Annotated in this window: 12 protein-coding genes; 7 read left to right on the top strand and 5 right to left on the bottom strand. The window is 42.6% G+C overall.

What is annotated here, in order from left to right:
• Positions 1 to 12 precede the first annotated feature (12 nt).
• The 4 genes from DIU38_RS30995 (at position 13) to DIU38_RS30980 (ending at position 5,116) form a co-directional block, all read left to right on the top strand.
• Positions 13 to 1,719, top strand: a complete 1,707-nt coding sequence (locus tag DIU38_RS30995; protein ID WP_112653967.1) for a RagB/SusD family nutrient uptake outer membrane protein — start codon at positions 13 to 15, stop codon at positions 1,717 to 1,719.
• 120 nt (positions 1,720 to 1,839) lie between these two features.
• The gene (locus tag DIU38_RS30990; RefSeq protein ID WP_112653968.1) at positions 1,840 to 3,369 is read left to right on the top strand and encodes a glycoside hydrolase family 32 protein; all 1,530 of its coding nucleotides are present in this window, start codon (positions 1,840 to 1,842) and stop codon (positions 3,367 to 3,369) included.
• Between the two features lie 256 nt (positions 3,370 to 3,625).
• Positions 3,626 to 4,450 carry a family 16 glycosylhydrolase gene (locus DIU38_RS30985; protein WP_112653969.1) on the top strand — a complete coding sequence of 275 codons (825 nt, stop codon included), beginning with the start codon at positions 3,626 to 3,628 and terminating at the stop codon, positions 4,448 to 4,450.
• Between the two features lie 267 nt (positions 4,451 to 4,717).
• Positions 4,718 to 5,116, top strand: a complete 399-nt coding sequence (locus DIU38_RS30980; protein WP_112653971.1) for a response regulator — start codon at positions 4,718 to 4,720, stop codon at positions 5,114 to 5,116.
• Between the two features lie 407 nt (positions 5,117 to 5,523).
• Here the strand turns inward: DIU38_RS30980 and DIU38_RS30975 are convergent, their stop codons facing one another.
• Entirely contained in the window at positions 5,524 to 7,743 is a 2,220-nt protein-coding gene (locus DIU38_RS30975; protein ID WP_112653972.1) for an alpha-N-acetylglucosaminidase, read from the bottom strand.
• Between the two features lie 533 nt (positions 7,744 to 8,276).
• Between DIU38_RS30975 and DIU38_RS30965 the strand changes: the two genes are divergently transcribed.
• On the top strand, positions 8,277 to 11,597 hold the full coding sequence (locus DIU38_RS30965) for a SusC/RagA family TonB-linked outer membrane protein (RefSeq protein ID WP_112653973.1): 3,321 nt from the start codon (positions 8,277 to 8,279) through the stop codon (positions 11,595 to 11,597).
• A gap of 11 nt (positions 11,598 to 11,608) precedes the next feature.
• Complete coding sequence (locus DIU38_RS30960) at positions 11,609 to 13,417, top strand: RagB/SusD family nutrient uptake outer membrane protein (protein WP_112653974.1); 1,809 nt, start codon at positions 11,609 to 11,611, stop codon at positions 13,415 to 13,417.
• A 165-nt stretch (positions 13,418 to 13,582) separates the two neighbouring features.
• Here the strand turns inward: DIU38_RS30960 and DIU38_RS30955 are convergent, their stop codons facing one another.
• A complete protein-coding gene (locus DIU38_RS30955; RefSeq protein WP_112653975.1) occupies positions 13,583 to 15,250 on the bottom strand; it encodes an ArnT family glycosyltransferase in 1,668 nt (555 codons plus the stop codon).
• Between the two features lie 32 nt (positions 15,251 to 15,282).
• Positions 15,283 to 16,263 carry a glycosyltransferase gene (locus DIU38_RS30950; RefSeq protein ID WP_112653976.1) on the bottom strand — a complete coding sequence of 327 codons (981 nt, stop codon included), beginning with the start codon at positions 16,261 to 16,263 and terminating at the stop codon, positions 15,283 to 15,285.
• Between the two features lie 111 nt (positions 16,264 to 16,374).
• Between DIU38_RS30950 and DIU38_RS30945 the strand changes: the two genes are divergently transcribed.
• A complete protein-coding gene (locus tag DIU38_RS30945) occupies positions 16,375 to 17,136 on the top strand; it encodes a hypothetical protein (RefSeq protein WP_112653977.1) in 762 nt (253 codons plus the stop codon).
• Between the two features lie 15 nt (positions 17,137 to 17,151).
• Here DIU38_RS30945 and DIU38_RS30940 read toward each other — a convergent pair whose 3' ends face one another.
• On the bottom strand, positions 17,152 to 17,592 hold the full coding sequence (locus tag DIU38_RS30940; RefSeq protein WP_112653978.1) for a sterol desaturase family protein: 441 nt from the start codon (positions 17,590 to 17,592) through the stop codon (positions 17,152 to 17,154).
• A gap of 1 nt (position 17,593) precedes the next feature.
• Positions 17,594 to 18,211, bottom strand: a complete 618-nt coding sequence (locus DIU38_RS30935) for a TlpA family protein disulfide reductase (protein ID WP_112653979.1) — start codon at positions 18,209 to 18,211, stop codon at positions 17,594 to 17,596.
• Positions 18,212 to 18,222: the final 11 nt, after the last annotated feature.

Below are 18,222 nucleotides of genomic sequence, written 5' to 3'. Positions count from 1 at the left end.
AAATCATTCAATATGAAATCGAAAATATTAGTAACAACTATTTTATCGGGGCTAATAATTTTTAGCTCCTGTAAAAAAGCATTAGATTATACTCCAAAGGGCGTGTTATCTTCTTCAGATTTAAAGTCACCAACGGCAGTCGAAGGTTTGGTGACCGCGGCTTATGCAGCTATTGGAAACGGTGATATGATAGGGCCTATATACAGCGACTGGGCTTATGGCAGCGTTCGTTCAGATGACGCTTATAAGGGCGGCGGCGGTACAGGCGATGTTGGCGAAGTTGACGCTTTGGAACATTACAACCTGGTAACACCCTCAATGGATTCGTTTGTGTCACGCACCTGGAAAAATTTGTTTAAATCTATTTCAAGGGCAAATGTGGCGATTAGGGCAGTTAACTCACTTTCGGATGCTGAATTCCCAAACAAAAAGGTCCGTTTGGCCGAACTGAGGTTTTTGCGGGCACATAGCTATTTTACCATGAAATTGCTATACAAAAACATCCCCATTTTTGACGAAACCGCAACTGCTGCCGACATCCTGAAAGTTTCAAATACTTTATCAAACGACGATTCATGGAATAAAATTGCCGCTGATTTTCAATATGCAGTTGATAATTTACCAACTACGCAACCCGATCTGGCCAGGGCCAATAAATTAAACGCTCAGGCTTATTTAGCTAAATTAAGATTGTACCAGGCCTATGAGCAGGATGATAAACACCATGTGATCAATATCAATAAAACAAGGTTACAGGAGGTTGTTACACTTACGCAAGCAGTTATCGCATCCGGTAAATATTCCTTAAGTGCAGATATTGCTGATAATTTTTTACCCGAAACAGAGAACGGACCGGAATCGGTATTTGCCATACAATTTACAATCAATGATGGTACTACCACCGGGCGTTTAAATTTTGAAGATGGCTTAAACTATCCGCACGGGGCACCTCAATACGGCTGCTGCGGGTTCCATGCTGCAAGTCAGAATTTAGTAAATGCCTATACAACTGATGCCAATGGTTTACCTAACTTTGATACATTCAATAACAGCATAGCCGATCTGTCAAAAGTCACTGTAGATACCAGGTTAGACCATACTGTTGGTATAGACGGGCATCCGTATAAATATGATAACACCAAACCTTTTAGTAACAGTTGGGTGCGTGACCCGGGAGTTTATGGCAACTTTCATACCATGCGTAACCAGCAGTTAGCTACAAGCGCATCTTATTTTAAACTGGGACCGTTTATGGGCTCGGCAAAAAATTATGATATCATCAGGTATGATGACGTTTTATTAATGCAGGCCGAAGCTTATATTGAGTTAGGGCAACAGGCAAGTGCGCTGCCATTAATTAATCAAATCAGAAACAGGGCGGCAGCCAGTACAGGGCGGCTTAAAAAGCTGGATGGAACTTTCCCTTCATCCTACAATGTAAAACCATACAGCCCGGCAAACTGGACACAGGAATATGCCCGTAAAGCTTTGCAATGGGAAAGGCGATTGGAATTTGCTACCGAAGGGGCACGTTTCTTTGACTTAGTTAGATGGGGAATTGCAGAAACAACTTTAAACGACTACATTAACGTGGAAAAAGTTAGGAGACCATTTTTAGCAACGGCTAAATTTACTGCCGGAAGAGATGAATATCTTCCGATTCCGCAATCGGAGATTACGTTCACCAACGGTTTATATAAACAAAACCCTGGCTATTAAACTATAATTAAACAACGGAACCCTGGCCTGATAACTCAGGCCGGGATTCCCTTTTTTATACCAAATACCATAAGTTTTTGCATACCCTGCCAAATGTATAACCTATTAAAAGCTTAAATTATGAAAACAAAATGCGGCACATTAATACTGCCTCTCCTTATTGCTTTAAACTGTATTTGTAAGGCCCAGGATTCCTCCCCAAAACCTTATGCCGATGAGCATCGCCCCCAGGTACACTTTTCACCGGCCCAACATTGGATGAATGATCCAAACGGTATGGTTTATTATAACCATACTTATCATTTATTTTTCCAGTATTATCCTAAAGACATTGTATGGGGACCAATGCACTGGGGGCATGCGGAAAGTAAGGACCTGGTCCATTGGAAACAGTTACCTATCGCTTTATATCCTGATAGCCTTGGATATATTTTTTCTGGTAGCGCTGTTGTCGATTCCAATAATACAACCGGGTTTGGTAAAAATGGCAAAATACCCTTGGTGGCCATATTCACCCATCATGATCCTAAAGGAGAAAAAGAGGGCACCGATAAGTTCCAAAACCAAAGCCTTGCCTATAGCCTGGATGGCGGCGGCACATGGACTAAATACAGCGGCAACCCGGTTTTGAAAAACCCCGGAGTCCGGGATTTCCGCGACCCCAAAGTCATGTGGTATGGCCCGGAGAAAAAATGGGTAATGACCCTTGCAACGCAAGATCATATCTCCTTCTATTCGGCCCCTGACCTGAAAAACTGGAAAAAAGAAAGCGAATTCGGTATCAAAGCAGGTGCGCACGGTGGCGTATGGGAATGCCCCGATCTGTTCCCGCTAAAAATGAACGGGAAAACCTACTGGATTTTGATCGTAAACCTTAATCCCGGCGGGCCTAACGGCGGTTCGGCAACGCAATATTTTGTAGGAGATTTTGACGGGAACAAATTTAGTCCACTTGATTCAAATACCAGGTGGCTTGATTACGGCCCCGACGAATATGCCGGTATTACCTGGAGCAATACCGGCAGCCGTAAAATATTTTTAGGTTGGATGAGCAACTGGCAATATGCCAACCAGGTACCCACAAAGGCCTGGCGTAATGCTGCAACCATTCCACGTGAGCTTAGCCTGAAACAAAGCAAAGGCCAAATTTTACTGGTATCCAAACCGGTGACTGAGCTAAAAAATATTGAAGAAAAAACAATTGTGTTAAAGCAACCCTTGGTTAACCGGTCTCTTGATCTTACTTCAAAAATTAATAAGCTCAAAAGCCGGTATGTCTTAAAAATGAGTTTTGCTACCTTAAAAGATTATAGCATCGGGCTGTCAAACACTAAAGGTGAAGAACTGCTTATTGGTTATGACCCTGCAAAAGATGAATACTATATAGATCGTACCAAAGCCGGAAAAATGGATTTCCAAAAGAATTTTTCGGGCCGTTTTACGGCTCCGAGACTAAGCACTGCTAAAAATTCCGACGTCATTTTGGTAGTCGACAAATCATCGGTAGAGTTATTTGCCGACGGAGGTTTAACCACCATGACTGCAATCTATTTCCCAACCGAAGATTTCAACAACCTTGCAGTTAAAACCACCGGAAAATTAGCCATTAATAATATCAGCATTTCCGGATTGAAATCTATCTGGAAATAACCGGCGACAGTAAGCTCTGAAAGGTTGTTTTCATCCCGAAAACAACCTTTTTCATTTCCGGGCATTTCGGGGCACTCTCTCCAATCGCTTTATCGTATCGTTATATTATAATATTAATATATAATAACCCCCATAAATTCCAGTTTTGCCCCCTATCCATGGAATTTTAAGTATGTTAATTTGTGTCACCAATTAACCAGTACTCTCATTAACTATCGGGAGAAGCACACCTATTAACCTAAAAAAAATCTTTATTATGAAAAATTTAACTTTTGTTTTAATTGCATTTATTGTGATTACATCGTTTTTTGCATGTAGAAAAGATAATGCAGCCACCGTCAACTCCGCCGCAAATACTTCAGCCAGTCATCTTGCAACTAATACGGTATCATGGGTAAATGTTATTCCTTCTACCTCCTTTAGCTCGTACAGCACTTATTGGAATGACCTGTATCCCTGGGGATCTGATCATAATGGGTCTGCCCGTATGCGCTCTCAAAATATTTCAGTTTCCGGAGGCGTGCTTACACTAACCAGTGCGCCCAGCGGCAGCGTTGGCAACAGCAATAAAGATCCATATTTACCGATCCATTATTATTCCGGGACAGTTTATGCCAAGACCGTACCTGTAGTAACCGACTCCTGGCCTAAGTGGCATTTTAAAGGTGAATTTCAGTGCGAATCACAAACTGGCACATGGCCTGCCTTTTGGGTTACAGGAGCTGACTCATGGCCACCAGAAAGCGACTTTATGGAATTTAAAGGAAGTGCAACCTGCTGGACAAACACCTACAAAAACGCAAGCGGAGGTTGGTCGAGTGTGGGTACAACTATTTCCAGCCCCGGAAACTGGCACACTTATTCGGTTTATATGACCAAGACCAATGCAACCGACGTGTCCATCGAATACTGGATAGATGGTGTTTTAAAAAGCACCCAAACGGGCGCTAACTTTGTCGGGAAAAACCTGAATATTATTATTGATTACCAAATGGAAGGGTCGTCAGGATCACCCGGTCCTACCGGAACCACCTATATGCGCGCAAGGAATGTAATTGTTGAAAAAAGCGCTACGTTATAGCTTTAACCAAATTATAAGCTTGCTTCTCCGGTACCGGCGATATTCCTGGTTCATTAAAACTAAAAAGGGTATGTATGCGCAAAAGCGAAATACGTGCCCTTTTAGCTATTACTTTCAAAAATAGAAACACACATAATTTATTAAATAAATTAATCAATACTACAATAACTTTTCCCAATTGCAGGTTGACCGTAGTAATACTATCCATTTTTTTTTAAAAGCGGATAATATATCTTAACTTATGCAACAATATCATAATTACCAATTATGTTCCGATTACTCTTTATTGATGACAGTAAACTTGACCATATTATACTGGATAAGCTTATTGCAGGAATTGACGATTTTAAACCTGTGTCACATAGTTACGACGGTGAAGATGCGTTAAAATCATTGATAGACAACCCGGCGGACTGCCCGGATGTTATTTTTCTGGACATTAGAATGCCCAGGTTTGATGGCTGGGATTTCCTTGAAGGCTTTAGGGACCTGTACCCTGCATTGCCGGTTAAACCACTCCTCTATGTATTTTCCTCATCCATCGATCCAACAGACCGTGAGCGGGCGCTTAGCTATAGCTATGTCACCGGCTTTTTTAGCAAACCGGTTTCACGGCCGGTGCTTGAGCTGGTATTAGCGGCCTGTGTTGAGCGTTCGAAAACATAAGGATGATTACTCATTTCACAGGTGTTCAATTTTAAAAAGTGTGAACACCTGGTATTTTTCGCCAAAAAAATAGCGCTAATAATCAACAACTTACATTTGGTTTAAAATACATCAAACCGTGTTTTGAACAAGTCATCTTTGATAATCAAGCTATTACAAAATAGCCTTCCCAAAAGTTGAACAGCTGCTTTTTAAAAAATTGAACACTGACAAGTTTATATTCCACCATCCGTGTTATCATTTTCCACATTTGGCCAGCGGAAGCATCTCTCGCACCAATTGGGGGCATTTTTTAAACAAAACGCAAACTCCATTTAAATAACAAAACCCGTCATCTCTGCCGGGCCTTGCTTATTTTAAGCTTTACTTTTATCTAATTGAACTATAGTTTTTAAACTTATATTTCATTACAAATAAGGTGCCCATTTTTTATAAATACCCAGCGCTACCGAATAAGTATCTCCGGTTGTATTCCATTTAAAAGGTTGCTGGCTTTGGTTGGTGTTTACCCATTTCCAGTCAAAAGCGGCGCGTTGCTTATCAAAGGCGTCCATGTCTGGTTCTTTGCCGGTATCAATGGTTTTACGTAGTTCATTAAAAAACAAAGTCCAGCGGCCTTTATAGTAAGTGCTGATCATTCCCGACCAATCTTTTGCTGCATAATCGGTTGTAACGTTGCCTTCTCCTCCCCAGGTGGTTATCAGCAGGCGGGCGTTTTTTTCGTAATAGTTTTTTTCTTCCTGCGTCGAGCCAAAATCGCGGGCCTCTTTTATCCATGCACCTAATAGTAATTCGTGCTGAGTAGCTGTTATACGGTCCACATCGTCGCACAAATCAAGAAACAAGCCGGTGTATTTATTAAACAATTGCTGATTTTTTGAATGGTATGCCCTGCCAACAGAATCCCTTAACGACACAGCGAGGTTTACCAGCACCTGCTTCTCCAGCATAGCCAGGTCTCGTGTATAGTTAGGATTGGCCTTTGATGCTGAATCGGCAAGCAGGAATTGCGGAAAAATATTAGCCAATGCCTGGTAATTGTATTTTCCGAGCCAGGTAAACCCTCCGTTCCCTTTTAACATCGGTTTTGATTGTATGATATTACCAAGCCCTACACCCGAAACATCAGAATTATAAATTACCGGGAGCAGCTTTGTCCAGGTAGCTGCAATAACCGGATCATTATGCCCGCAGCGGCTTTCAGCATATTTTTTTATCCAATCGGCCGGGTCTTTGGCATCGGTATTCCAGGCGTAATCAAATAGCCACTCGAACATAAATTCATTTACGCCAAAACCCTCAAGCGTTGAGCCGATGCCTGTCATTTGCCGGTGGTTTGGGTCATCCTCTGTTGCACTTAAAAGTTTTGCAGTTTTTAAAACCGGAGCGGCTAACTGTGTATTGCCCCCAAAGTTTCCGAGGTAACACCAGATGTATGGTGCATTAAAAAAACCGTCCGTCACGCGCCATACTTCGGTTTGCTCGCAAAAATAGTCCAGTATCATCATGTGATTTTGCGGAACAGCCTTTATCATGGCTTCTAATCTTGGGTTGGTCCAGTGTTTACGGTCGTAATAAAATGTCCAGCCCATCTGTATCCAAACAGCTTTAGGGTCTATGCTTTTCATACCGCTGTAAATGGTTGCCGCTGTTTTTGCCAGGTATGATGGCTCCCAGCTTGGTGGGTCCATCTCATTAAAAGGATCTGCCCCGTAATAATGGTCTGTACCCAAAAGTTTTTGCTGTTCACTCAAGTATTCCTTTTGTATCTTAACAAAAAGCGGATCCATCGGGTCAAGAAAATAAGCGTCATTTTCTGTGCCTGTATCATAAGAGCCCAGATCAGTGAGTTTAATATTAGGATATTTCTTTTTCAGGTCTTTTGGCACATGCCCTGCAAAAGCCGGCAAAATGGGGTGCATTCCTAAGGCCCTCTCGCGTGTCAGTATTTTTTTCTGAAGCTCGAACTGTCCATCTATAAAGCTTTGTGGAAGTGGCCCCTGCCAGCGGTCAAGGTTACCCATACGCTGCCAGGGTAAATGCACGGGGCCGGTAAAAAATGCGCGCGATTGTTCATCCGTCATTCCAAATTTATGCCAAACGCGTTGCCAGATGTATTCCTGCCCGGTTATAGCCAACGGCATGTTAATCCCGTTCATGGCCATCCAGTCTATAAAGTACTGCCAATCGCTCCACTTCCACCAAACCGTGGTGTAGCCAAAAGTGCAATAGTTTAAAAAGAAACGGTTATCAAAACGGCAGCGCTCACCTGCCGGAGTGAATGCTTTTGGAAGAACTGCGGGCATTATTACTGAATCTGCAGCATACCATGTTACGGAAACATGGCAAATGTTTTTCAGATAGTAGTTAAACCCTTTAGCCATGGCAATGGTGCTGCTTGCTTTAATAGCTATTTTGTTATCCTCATTAGCGAGGTAAAAAGTATCAACAGTAGCTGTTATAGGCTGTAAATGAAATTCACTCGCTCTGCCATGGGTTACCCGATTTATTAAAGCCTGAGCTTCAAGGATATTAGGGCCGTCACTGGCTTTAGCGGTGTTGAACAGCGACAAAAAAAATGTAAGAACTGAAAGAATTGCGATGGAAAAGTGTTTTTTTAAATACATAGCGGCTATTAAAGCCCTTAAAGTAATAAAATTATTTACCTTACAAAATGCAGCTTTTTAGTTTCCTTTCCTGATGCAAACTATAGCTCGCTCCTTTCCTCCATTTTTTAAATCCGTATCAAACAGACTTTTTGTGAACGGATAAACCGACTGTTTAATAAAACCTTTAGGATACGATGCTTTATGTACACCGGTACCTGCAGGCTAAACTCCGACCTGTGGGTCAGGAGGACGCAAGCAACATTGGCATTTGCCTGGCATTTCCGTGCCAGTTAAGCTACGCTTCTTTGTTAAAGAAAACCGCGAACCCTACTTAAATAAATCCATCTAAAGCGTCGATTTAGTACAATCCCCAATCACCATCCCTCTTGCAATCTACTCAAACATCCCCTCTCTTTCAATTCTGCAAAGCTCCCTGCCAAAAAGAATCTCATTCATTAATGAGTATAATAAAATCCTGCGTGTGTCTTTATAGTGATTGAGCGGATAGCGTCGATCATTACACTAAGTCATAAACCTAAAATTTAAAAACTATGAGTTTTTTTTACCAAAAAAAGTATTCGGCAAGGTGCCTTTTAGTTTTTTTGCTGCTGGTAGGCATGGGCTATCATGCTGCGGCGCAAAGCCGTCAAATCAGCGGTACTGTAACAGATTCTGTCTCCAGGGACCCTTTACCTGGTGTAACTGTGCAGGTTATTGGCACTACCAATGGCATTCAAACTGATGTAAACGGCAAGTACAAACTAACCGTTAATCCCGGAGCAAAGTTATCTTTCGCTTTTATAGGTTATAACACGCGTAAAGTGACCGTTGGCGATGACCCTGTTATCAACATTCAGTTATCAAACAAAAGAAGCGATCTGGAAGAGGTTGTAGTGGTTGCTTACGGTACACAAAAGAAACCGTCGGTGGTAGGTGCTATTGCCACAGTTAGTGCAAAAGTATTTGAAGACCGCGGGCCAACCAATAACCCTATTGCCAATTTACAGGGCCAGGTTCCGGGCATGGTGGTAACCAGGAGTTCGGCGCAGCCGGGTCGCGAAAACTGGAACTTCCAGATCCGCGGTGCAACCTCCGTTAACGGACAGGATCCCTTGGTCATTTTGGATGGGGTTGCCCTTAACAATAACAACGAGCTAAACTCTATCAACCCTAATGATATCGACAATATCTCAGTTTTGAAGGATGGCTCGGCTTCAATATATGGTGCACGCGCTGCTTATGGTGTTGTACTGATCACTACCAAAAAAGGTAAAGCAGGTAAAATGGTGATCCAGTATGACCCTTCTGTGTCCCAGAAATTATTAGGCCTTCAGCCCAAGATGACCAACATTGATCAGTGGGCAAATGGCCTGCTTCAGGCCCGAACAAATGATAACTATGGAGTAGCGCCAACAACCGACCTTTGGTACCAACTGGCCAACTTCGCGCTGGCCAATAAAGGCACGGTGGTACTGGCATCGCAGATTCCCGGAAACACCACCGGAGGTATCACTGCAAATTCGTTTTATAACGGCTTGCCTGTACCGGCATTCCTCGATGTAAAGGAACTCGACTTTATTGATGTATCACTACAACAGTACATATGGGGAAGGGCGACTTCAACACAACACAATTTTTCGGTATCAGGCGGAACAGAAAAAAACACTTATCGTGTTTCGTTAGGGTATTTAAATGACGGCAGCCAGCTCCGGATAGGCAATAACGGTAATCAACGTTATAACCTCAGACTTAATAACAGCTACAGATTCAGCGATAAAGTGCAACTGGAAACCAATATTTCGCTTGAGCAAAACAACATCCAGCAGCCAACCATGTATACTTCCGGAAGTTACAGTGCGCTTGGAAACGGATTTCAGATCGGTTTGCCTATGTTCACGCAATCTGGCCGGCCATATCAGTGGGGAGGAGTAACAAGTCCCGCGGGACTATTAAGGGATGGAGGCGACAACCTGGAAAATAATAGCCGGGCACTGTTAAACTCAACGCTTACCTATAATTTCATGAAGCACCTTACCTTTACCGGAACAGCGGGATATAACGTTTGGTGGCAGGATGACCGTGTGCAAACCAAAACAGTTCGCCTTTATTCATATGATGATAAATACCTGACCGGGACTACCGCACCGGCCGGTGGTACTTCAGGAGGGAGCCAAAACTATTTCCGTGCTAATATCAATGATAAATATTATAACCTCATTGGCCGCGTAACCTATGCCAATACCTTTAACAAAGTACATGACGTATCATTAATGATCGGCAGCTCCTACGAAAGGGATGAGTATGATATGTTTAATACCCGTACCTACAATTTGGGCAGCGATGATGTGCCTTCTTTAAATTTGGGGCTGAGCAGTTCGTTGGCCGGTTTTGTAACCAACGACGAACAGCGCAACCACTACGCCCTGGGTTCATATTTTGCAAGAGCTACCTACGCGTATAAAGGCAAATATCTGTTTGAAGGAACCGGCAGGTATGATGGTTCTTCAAAATTTATTGCAGATAAACGCTGGAAACCATTTTACAGCCTCATGGGCGGCTGGCGCTTAGGCGAAGAAAGCTTCATCAAGAAAACAAATATTTTTAGCGAGTTAAAGCTACGGGCCTCTTACGCTACGTCGGGCAGCCAGGGTGGCATCGGCCTTTATGATTACCTGCAATCGCTTAATGTCGGCAATAGCAATACCCTTTTAGGTTCAGCACTCGCAACCGCTACTACAACCACCGGAAACCTGGTTTCGCTTAACAGGACATGGGAAACTGTTATTAAACGGAACATTGGTATTGATTTCGGTTTGCTGAACGGCCGCTTAAACGGAACTTTTGAAGTGTTCCGTAATCAGAATAAAAACATGCTGGTGAGTGTTACCTATCCGGCCGTTTTGGGTATTGGCGCACCCCAGTCAAATAACGGCGACCTGAAAACCTGGGGATGGGAAGGGCAATTAACCTGGAGAGACCACGTTGGGCAGGTAACTTACAGCATTTCGGGTAATATTACCAACAGCCAAAACAAATTGGTATATTTTAACGGCGTTCCGGCGTTAGGTGCCGGTTATAACGCCACTGTTGAGGGGTATCCGCTTGGATCATATTTCGGCCTTAAATACGGAGGCCGTTTCCAGACACAGGCACAGGTTGATACCTATAACTCCACTTATTATGCCCCCGGCGGTGTGATCAATACTATTGGCATCCCTGTAGCTACCCCTTTAACCAACCTGCCGGGTCAAAACTCAGGCTTACGTCCGGGAGATAATTATTTTGTTGATGTTAACGGCGATGGTAAACTTACTACAGGTACATCGGCAAAAGACATGGGCGACCTTGTTTATTTAGGCAGCGACATTCCGCGCTATACTTTTGGTTTGACATTAAGCCTGCAATGGAAAGGTTTTGATTTCACAAGCATTTTTCAAGGGGTAGGTAAACGGACAATATTCAGGGCCAATGGTAGTGCAAATAACTGGCGCGTACCTTTTGCCGCCGTTTATCAGGCGCAAACCACCCAATGGGTTGGTAAAACCTGGACCCCTGAAAACACGAATGCCTATTACCCTAATCTGCATAGCAATGGAATTAATGGTTACAATTACCAGATCTCCAGCTGGTCTGTTGAAAACGGCGCTTATGTACGCCTGAAAAACCTTGTTATCGGTTATACCTTACCAAAATCGTTAACAGAGCGCACCAAAGCTATCAGCCGTTTAAGGTTTTACATTTCGGGAAGCGACCTGTGGGAATACAGCAAAATTCATGATGGCTGGGATCCTGAAATAACCAGGACCACCGCAGGCAATGAGCGTTATCCATTTTACAGGTATGTAACCGTAGGCGCAAACATCACTTTTTAATTGAAATGATTATGAAAAATATTTACCGGAGGATCTTCAGTATCCTTTCAATAATTATTGTTACAGGCTTGTTCGCCTGCAACAAGTCACTTAACCTTAAACCACAGGACCAGCTATCGGATGCGGCATATTTTAAGTCGGCCAGTGATTTTAAAACATTTGCTAACCAATATTATGGTTATCTCCGTAATTTCAACAATTCGTTTGCAGATAACCCTCATTATGACGGGCGTGCTGATGTATTTGGCGGAGGTGGCGTTTATGGCGCCGGTATCAATACTGTACCGGCAAGTGATTCGTACTGGAATAATAACTACTCCCGGATCAGGAATTGTAATTATTTACTTGAAAAGGCCGCCACTTTTTCTGACCAGGCCAGCATCAGCCAATTTGTAGCGGAAGCTAAATTTTTCAGGGCTTACTGCTACTTTGAATTACTGCAATTGTATGGCGGGGTTCCGCTGATCACCAAAACGCTGAACCTTGATTCGCCAGAGCTTTATGGCAGCAGGACATCTCGCGATCAGATAGTTGATCAGATTGTAGCCGATCTGGAAGCGGCCATACCAAATCTGCCTGCATCCATCTTAGCCAATTCTGCGGATTTTGGCCGGGTGAGCCAACCTGCCGCGCAAGCGTTTTTAGGCAGGGTTGCACTTTATGAAGGCACATGGCAAAAATTCAGAAACGGCGATGCAACCCGTTATAATATGCTGCTCGATAAATCGGCTGCGGCTTCTAACGCGGTGATAACCAGCAATCAATTTGCACTTTTTGGTACAGCAGCTTCAAATGCCCTGGGTGGTAACAGTACCATATTGGGCGACTCTGCGCAGAAGTACCTTTTTATCCTCGAAAATCCAAAATCAAACCCGGCTTCAGTTACCAAAACTGCTAATCATGAGTACCTTTTATCGTACCGTTATGATGATGTGAGCAAAACAATCGGAACAAATATCAGCAGGCAGGGAACACAGATTGGGCCTCAGCATAAATACGTGAACGCATTTTTATGCCAGGATGGATTGCCTATTGAGAAATCGCCCCTGTTCCAGGGTTTTGAAAGTTACGGATCGGAATTTATAAACCGCGATAATCGTTTAAAGTATACTATCCAGGTTAACAATATGTACTACTGGTACGGTAACGCCAATTACCGGGTAACCTGGCTAAATGACGCCGCTGATATTGCTTTATCTATGGGAAAAGTTGTTAAGATTGGCGGTTATACCAATCAAAAATGGGTAACCGAACGCAACTGCCCGGATACCAAAGAGTCGGAAGATTACCCGGTGATCCGCTATGCCGAAGTACTGCTGAACTATGCTGAAGCGGTTTATGAACGTGACGGTGCCATAACAGATGCCGATCTCAACAAATCGCTCAACCTGGTACGTCTGCGTGTTAATAAAAATATGCCGCCATTAACAAATGGTTTCGCAGGTGCAAACGGATTGGATCTGCGTACGGAGATCAGAAGGGAACGCTTTATTGAGCTTTATTATGAAAACTTCAGGTTTGACGATATTAAGCGCTGGCATAGTGCCGCTACCGACCTGGTTAGCAACACCGGCGGTACCGCCTATGGAAACCTCAGTGCTTTTGTAAGCCCATGGCCGGTAGGCATTAAATTTAAAGGTACACAGGCCGATGTTGGGCCAAACGCTTTAAAGCCAGCCCCTACCAACGCGTTAGATGCCAATGGCCAGCTGATCCTTGACAATACAGCGCGCAATTTTTCGGAAAAAAATTATTTATATCCGATTCCGGCACAACAAATTACCCTTAATCCCGCATTAACACAAAATCCGGGCTGGTAAATTTATTTAAAACAATCAAAAGGCTGCCTCAGGGACAGCCTTTTGATTGTTTTGTGTTATCACCCTATAATTACAAACCTGGCCTAAACAGTTGCTCCCATCAAGGCGTTTAAACAAGAAGGTAGTTGTTAATTTGGGCATTGCCAATTTATAGTGGGCATTACTCTACCTGATCCTGATCAGATAAAATTGATCCAAAGTAGTACTCCTCTTCTTTTTGATGATAAAGGGCAAGCTCAGATTTTCATGAGGAAAATCATGGAAAGCTTTTATTATAGTATAAGCAATCCCCTTGTCTTTTAATTCGGCTACCGCTTTTTTATCGGCTACTATAATCCGGCTTTTCAGGCTATCGGTTTTTAGGATAGCATCAATATTGTTATAAGTAACGCCGCCTTTGTAGTAAAAATCGAACGTATTTGATAAAACCGCGGCACTCACTTTTTCCCGTGGATAGTTTTGATTGAGGTATTCGGCGGCCGAAAGATCCCCGCGGTAATCAACAATAATAGGATAAGCTACGGTCACCAGGTAAGCATTCACTAAAACAGACACGGAGCAGGTAAATAAAAACACAGGCTGATAAATTTGAGTCGGCTTTTTGTAAATGTAGATGGACAACCCAATAAACCCTGCAATCAACAAAACAAAAACAGGCCAGCATTCGGGCGCGAAAATGAAATTAAGCGCAATAACAGCAACCAATAAAAGCCCTGTCATGATATATTGAGTTATCTTGAAAAACTTAAATTCGGCGCCAGCTTTTAATGAACTAATAAAAACCGCCGTAATTATAGCAAAAAATGGGAACAGGATATTAGTGTAAAATGGCAGCTGAAATTTGGAAGCTGAAAAGATCAGCAACATTAATACGCTTCCCGAGATACATAGATACTCGGGCTGGGTTATACCTTTAATCATTTTCCTGATGGTAGCATAAAGTGCATAGAACAGGAGAATAGCCCATGGCGCGAAAGCCCACAGCAGGGTATGAACAAAAAATAGTTTGTCGCCGTGTGTATTCGTAATGTAACCGTTATTGTTGAAACGCCCGAACTGGCTGTCCCACAAAAACCAGTGGATGCCTGAAATCCCGGTGCGACCGAAAACAACTTTTTCGGGGTGAAGGTCAAACTGGGTATATACCGAATAAATTTCGGGTAAAGTAAATATCACCACCAATATAAACGAGAACAGCCATTTCCAATGGAACACGCCTTTGATATTTCCCTTAAATAAATAATCGCCAATGATAGCCGCTCCAATCGGGATGAGCAGATAGATGCCTTTAGTCATCACTGCGCAGGCAGTAAATATGCATGCCAGCAGCACATCGGCCATGCTGAACCGTTCTTTTACCTTATAAAAGTGATAAACAGCGCCCATCAGCAAGCCCATAATATAAGGTTCGGCACGTACATCCGTATTTGACATCACGCTGTGCAGCGCGGTAAGCAGGATCAGGATAGCGATAATAGCTGTTTCATCGCCATAAAACTTTTTGGCAAGTTTGTAAGTGTACGCCACCGACATGAAAAAAAACAGCAGGGCGGGCAATTTATAAGCAAAAGTATTAATGCCGAAAATCTTAAAACTGATAGCGATAACCCAGAAGGGGAAATGCGGTTTATCAAGCCAGTCGGCACCGTGATACATCAAGTCGGTAAAGTTATTGCTTTGTGCCATGCTCCGGGCCAGGGCCGAATACAAGGCCCCATCATCAGTAAAGAATTTGATGCCGATACCGGCTACATTAAGCACGATAGCTAATAACAGCACAATAAAATAAGGCCGTTTTTGCGATGAAAAAATTGAAGCTGCTGTACTCTCCACTAAAAATATTTATGCCCAAAAATAGCTGAATTTTAATTATTCCAGGGCAGGTATTTGGGTTGATCATGGTTGATCAGTTCGGGCTTGACTGAATTTAACACCTGACCGTTCAAAACCCGTTCGTACAGGGCTAAATATTCCTTTGCCATCTTGCCGATACTGAAATTATCGGCAGCATATTGATGGCAATATTGTTTATTAAAACTTTCAACGTTTTTAAGTCCGGCGGCTAATTCCGATTTACTGGCCGAAAGTAAGCCAACTTCAGCGGGCACCAATTCAGGCAGTGAGCCATATGGCGTACCGAAAACCGGGCAACCAAAATAAAGGCTTTCAACAATAGCTATTCCAAATGGCTCATGCCACAGTACCGGGAAAAGCAGGGCTTTTGAACCGTTCATTACTACCGATTTTGCCTCATCACCAACCATTCCCTTAAAACGCACATTTAAGTTGGGTGTAAAGCGTAATCCCATTTTCAAGTTAAGCCGGGTACCTCCAAGTACAACCAGCTTATTACCGCTCATGGTAGCTACATCAATAGCCCCTTTTACATTTTTAACCCGCCAGGCTGCTTTGGCGAGGAAATGGGTATGGCTTCGTTTATTGTTGAGATTGGGTTTCTGGTAATCAGAAGTGTCTATAGCATTGTGTACAAAAACCGTTGAGCCGTGTCGTTGAGCGTGATTAGCCGATACAAATACCGAGTTAACATCTAATTGCACACCACCAGGGTTATTATGAACAGTTACGATATAAGGCTTTTTAGTAAAACCACTCACCTGGAACTGGAAATGTACCACATCAATATCATCAGGCACCTGTTGGTTGATATCAACAGCCGGATCGTAGATCAGCACCTTTGCAAAGGGACAGGTTGAGCCCTCCCCCACTAAATAGGTAACTTTATGACCAAGCCTGTTTAGCTCCCGGCCAAGCCACCAGATGATACGCTCGGTGCCGCCATATTTTGTTGCCGGGATTGGGGTGTTGTTTACGATGAGGATGTTCATAGATGTTGGGGCAAAGGTAAGGTTTGAGGGCGATAGTTATAGCAACTTAACGGCTGTTAACTCTCTGATGTAAATGGCTATATTTATATCAATAATTTAAACCGTTCACAAATGCGTATTTCAAGCAAGTTATTACTTATCAGCTCTGTTTTTTTATTAGGATGTGGCAATAGTTCTGATCATTCGGCGAATAATGAGCTTACTTATAAAGACACAGCCGCTAACTTCCAACCTATTGTAACTGACTTTAGCAATCCCGTACTTTTAGACAGTTCGCAAAATGTGCTATTTCCGTTGGCAAATCCAATTGATGACGATAGAATGAGTTTCAAATCGAGCGAACAGGTATCTTATTGGAATATTGCATTTTATAATTCGCTAAGCAAAAAATATCATTTACTCGATAACCGTAAAATGATAATTCTCCAATATGAAGATCAGAAAGAGTTGAGTTCGGGTCCAGATGTATATTCATCAGAAGTGCATGATCCTAACCCAGCACAAGGCTTGAATATTGATGGGAAGTTGATTTGTTATTCGGTAATAATTGAGGATTTTAACAAAGATCAAAAACTCACCTATGCTGATCCGAAATATCTTTTCACATCCGACGATGCCGGAAATAACTTCAAACAGATTTCGCCCGCAAACCTCAATGTTGTTAGCTGGCAACGTGTTGCTAAAACAAATAAGCTGCTTATTGAAGTTCAATCGGATAGTAATAACGACAAGCTATTTAACAACAAAGATCACATAGTACCATACGTGTATGACCTCAAAAAAGGCGGACCTGCCGAACCTGTTTTTAGTAAGGAGTTTAATCAAGCTGTCGATAAGCTTTTTAAAGAGCAATGGCCTGGTGCAAAAAAATAATCTTTTTACAGCATCTTACTTCCTAAACCACTTTCTGCTCGCCACCAACAACCCAAACTCTTCTGAAGGGTATTTCTCCGTTGATTTATGATGAATTTTATGCGCCCGGCGGATGCCGGCCAGGTAGCGGTTATCACTTTTGAAAGCCTTAAACCGGTTATGGATAAACCAATCGTGGAAAATAAAATAAATGATACCGTAAATGCTGATACCAGTACCAATCCAAAACCGGTAGTCCAGAGTTAAATGCCCTATCCACATCAGCCATAAAGCAAAACCAGCGAAGCCAATGCTGAACAGGTCGTTCAGTTCAAACCAGCCATGCCTTTGTTGATGATGCGTTTTGTGAATAAACCATAATGGCCCATGGAAAAGGTATTTGTGCATGGCCCAGGAGATGAGTTCCATCAACAAAATAGTTAATAACATAATTCCTATATCTGCCAATACTTTCATATCATTTAGCGGCTATGCTTCGGGCTATCAGTTTTTTCATCTCTTGGGTGTTTTCATCTTCGTGATCACCATAGCCGGTTTTCTTGAAAATCAACTTCCCTTTATTAAAGATAACTACTGTTGGATACCCTCTGAAACCAAACTGTCTGTCGGGGCATTTGGTTTTATCATCGGGCATATATTTTGCCAATACCTTGCCGGTGTAAATCTTTTCATTGCAGCCGGGTATAAAGTAAACCGGTAATTTAAAATCGTCCCGCATACTGTAATGTTTATACAGGTTAACAAAGTTAACCATCGATTTATCCTGTGCTATAAAACGCTTAACTATCCCGCTATCGGTTTGGCATAGGGTTATGAAACAAAATTTTTTGTTGTCTTTATACTGGGCGTAAAGCTTGTGCAGCATACCCATTTCACGAAAACAAGGCGGACAAGGCACAAACCAGCAATCAATAAACAGCACTTTGTTTTGACCTAATTGCTTTAGCGTGGTATGCTTTCCGTTGATGTCGTAAACCTCAATATCAGGTATTGATTTAATTTTGGAGGGGTGTGCATTAACTACACAGCCAAGCAAAATAAAAAATGCGAATAAGGAGCAGGTTATTACTTTCATAGCCGAAGTAT

Source organism: Mucilaginibacter metallidurans (assembly GCF_003286435.2).
Lineage (GTDB): Bacteria > Bacteroidota > Bacteroidia > Sphingobacteriales > Sphingobacteriaceae > Mucilaginibacter > Mucilaginibacter gossypii.
This window is presented reverse-complemented; position numbering and strand designations above follow the sequence as displayed.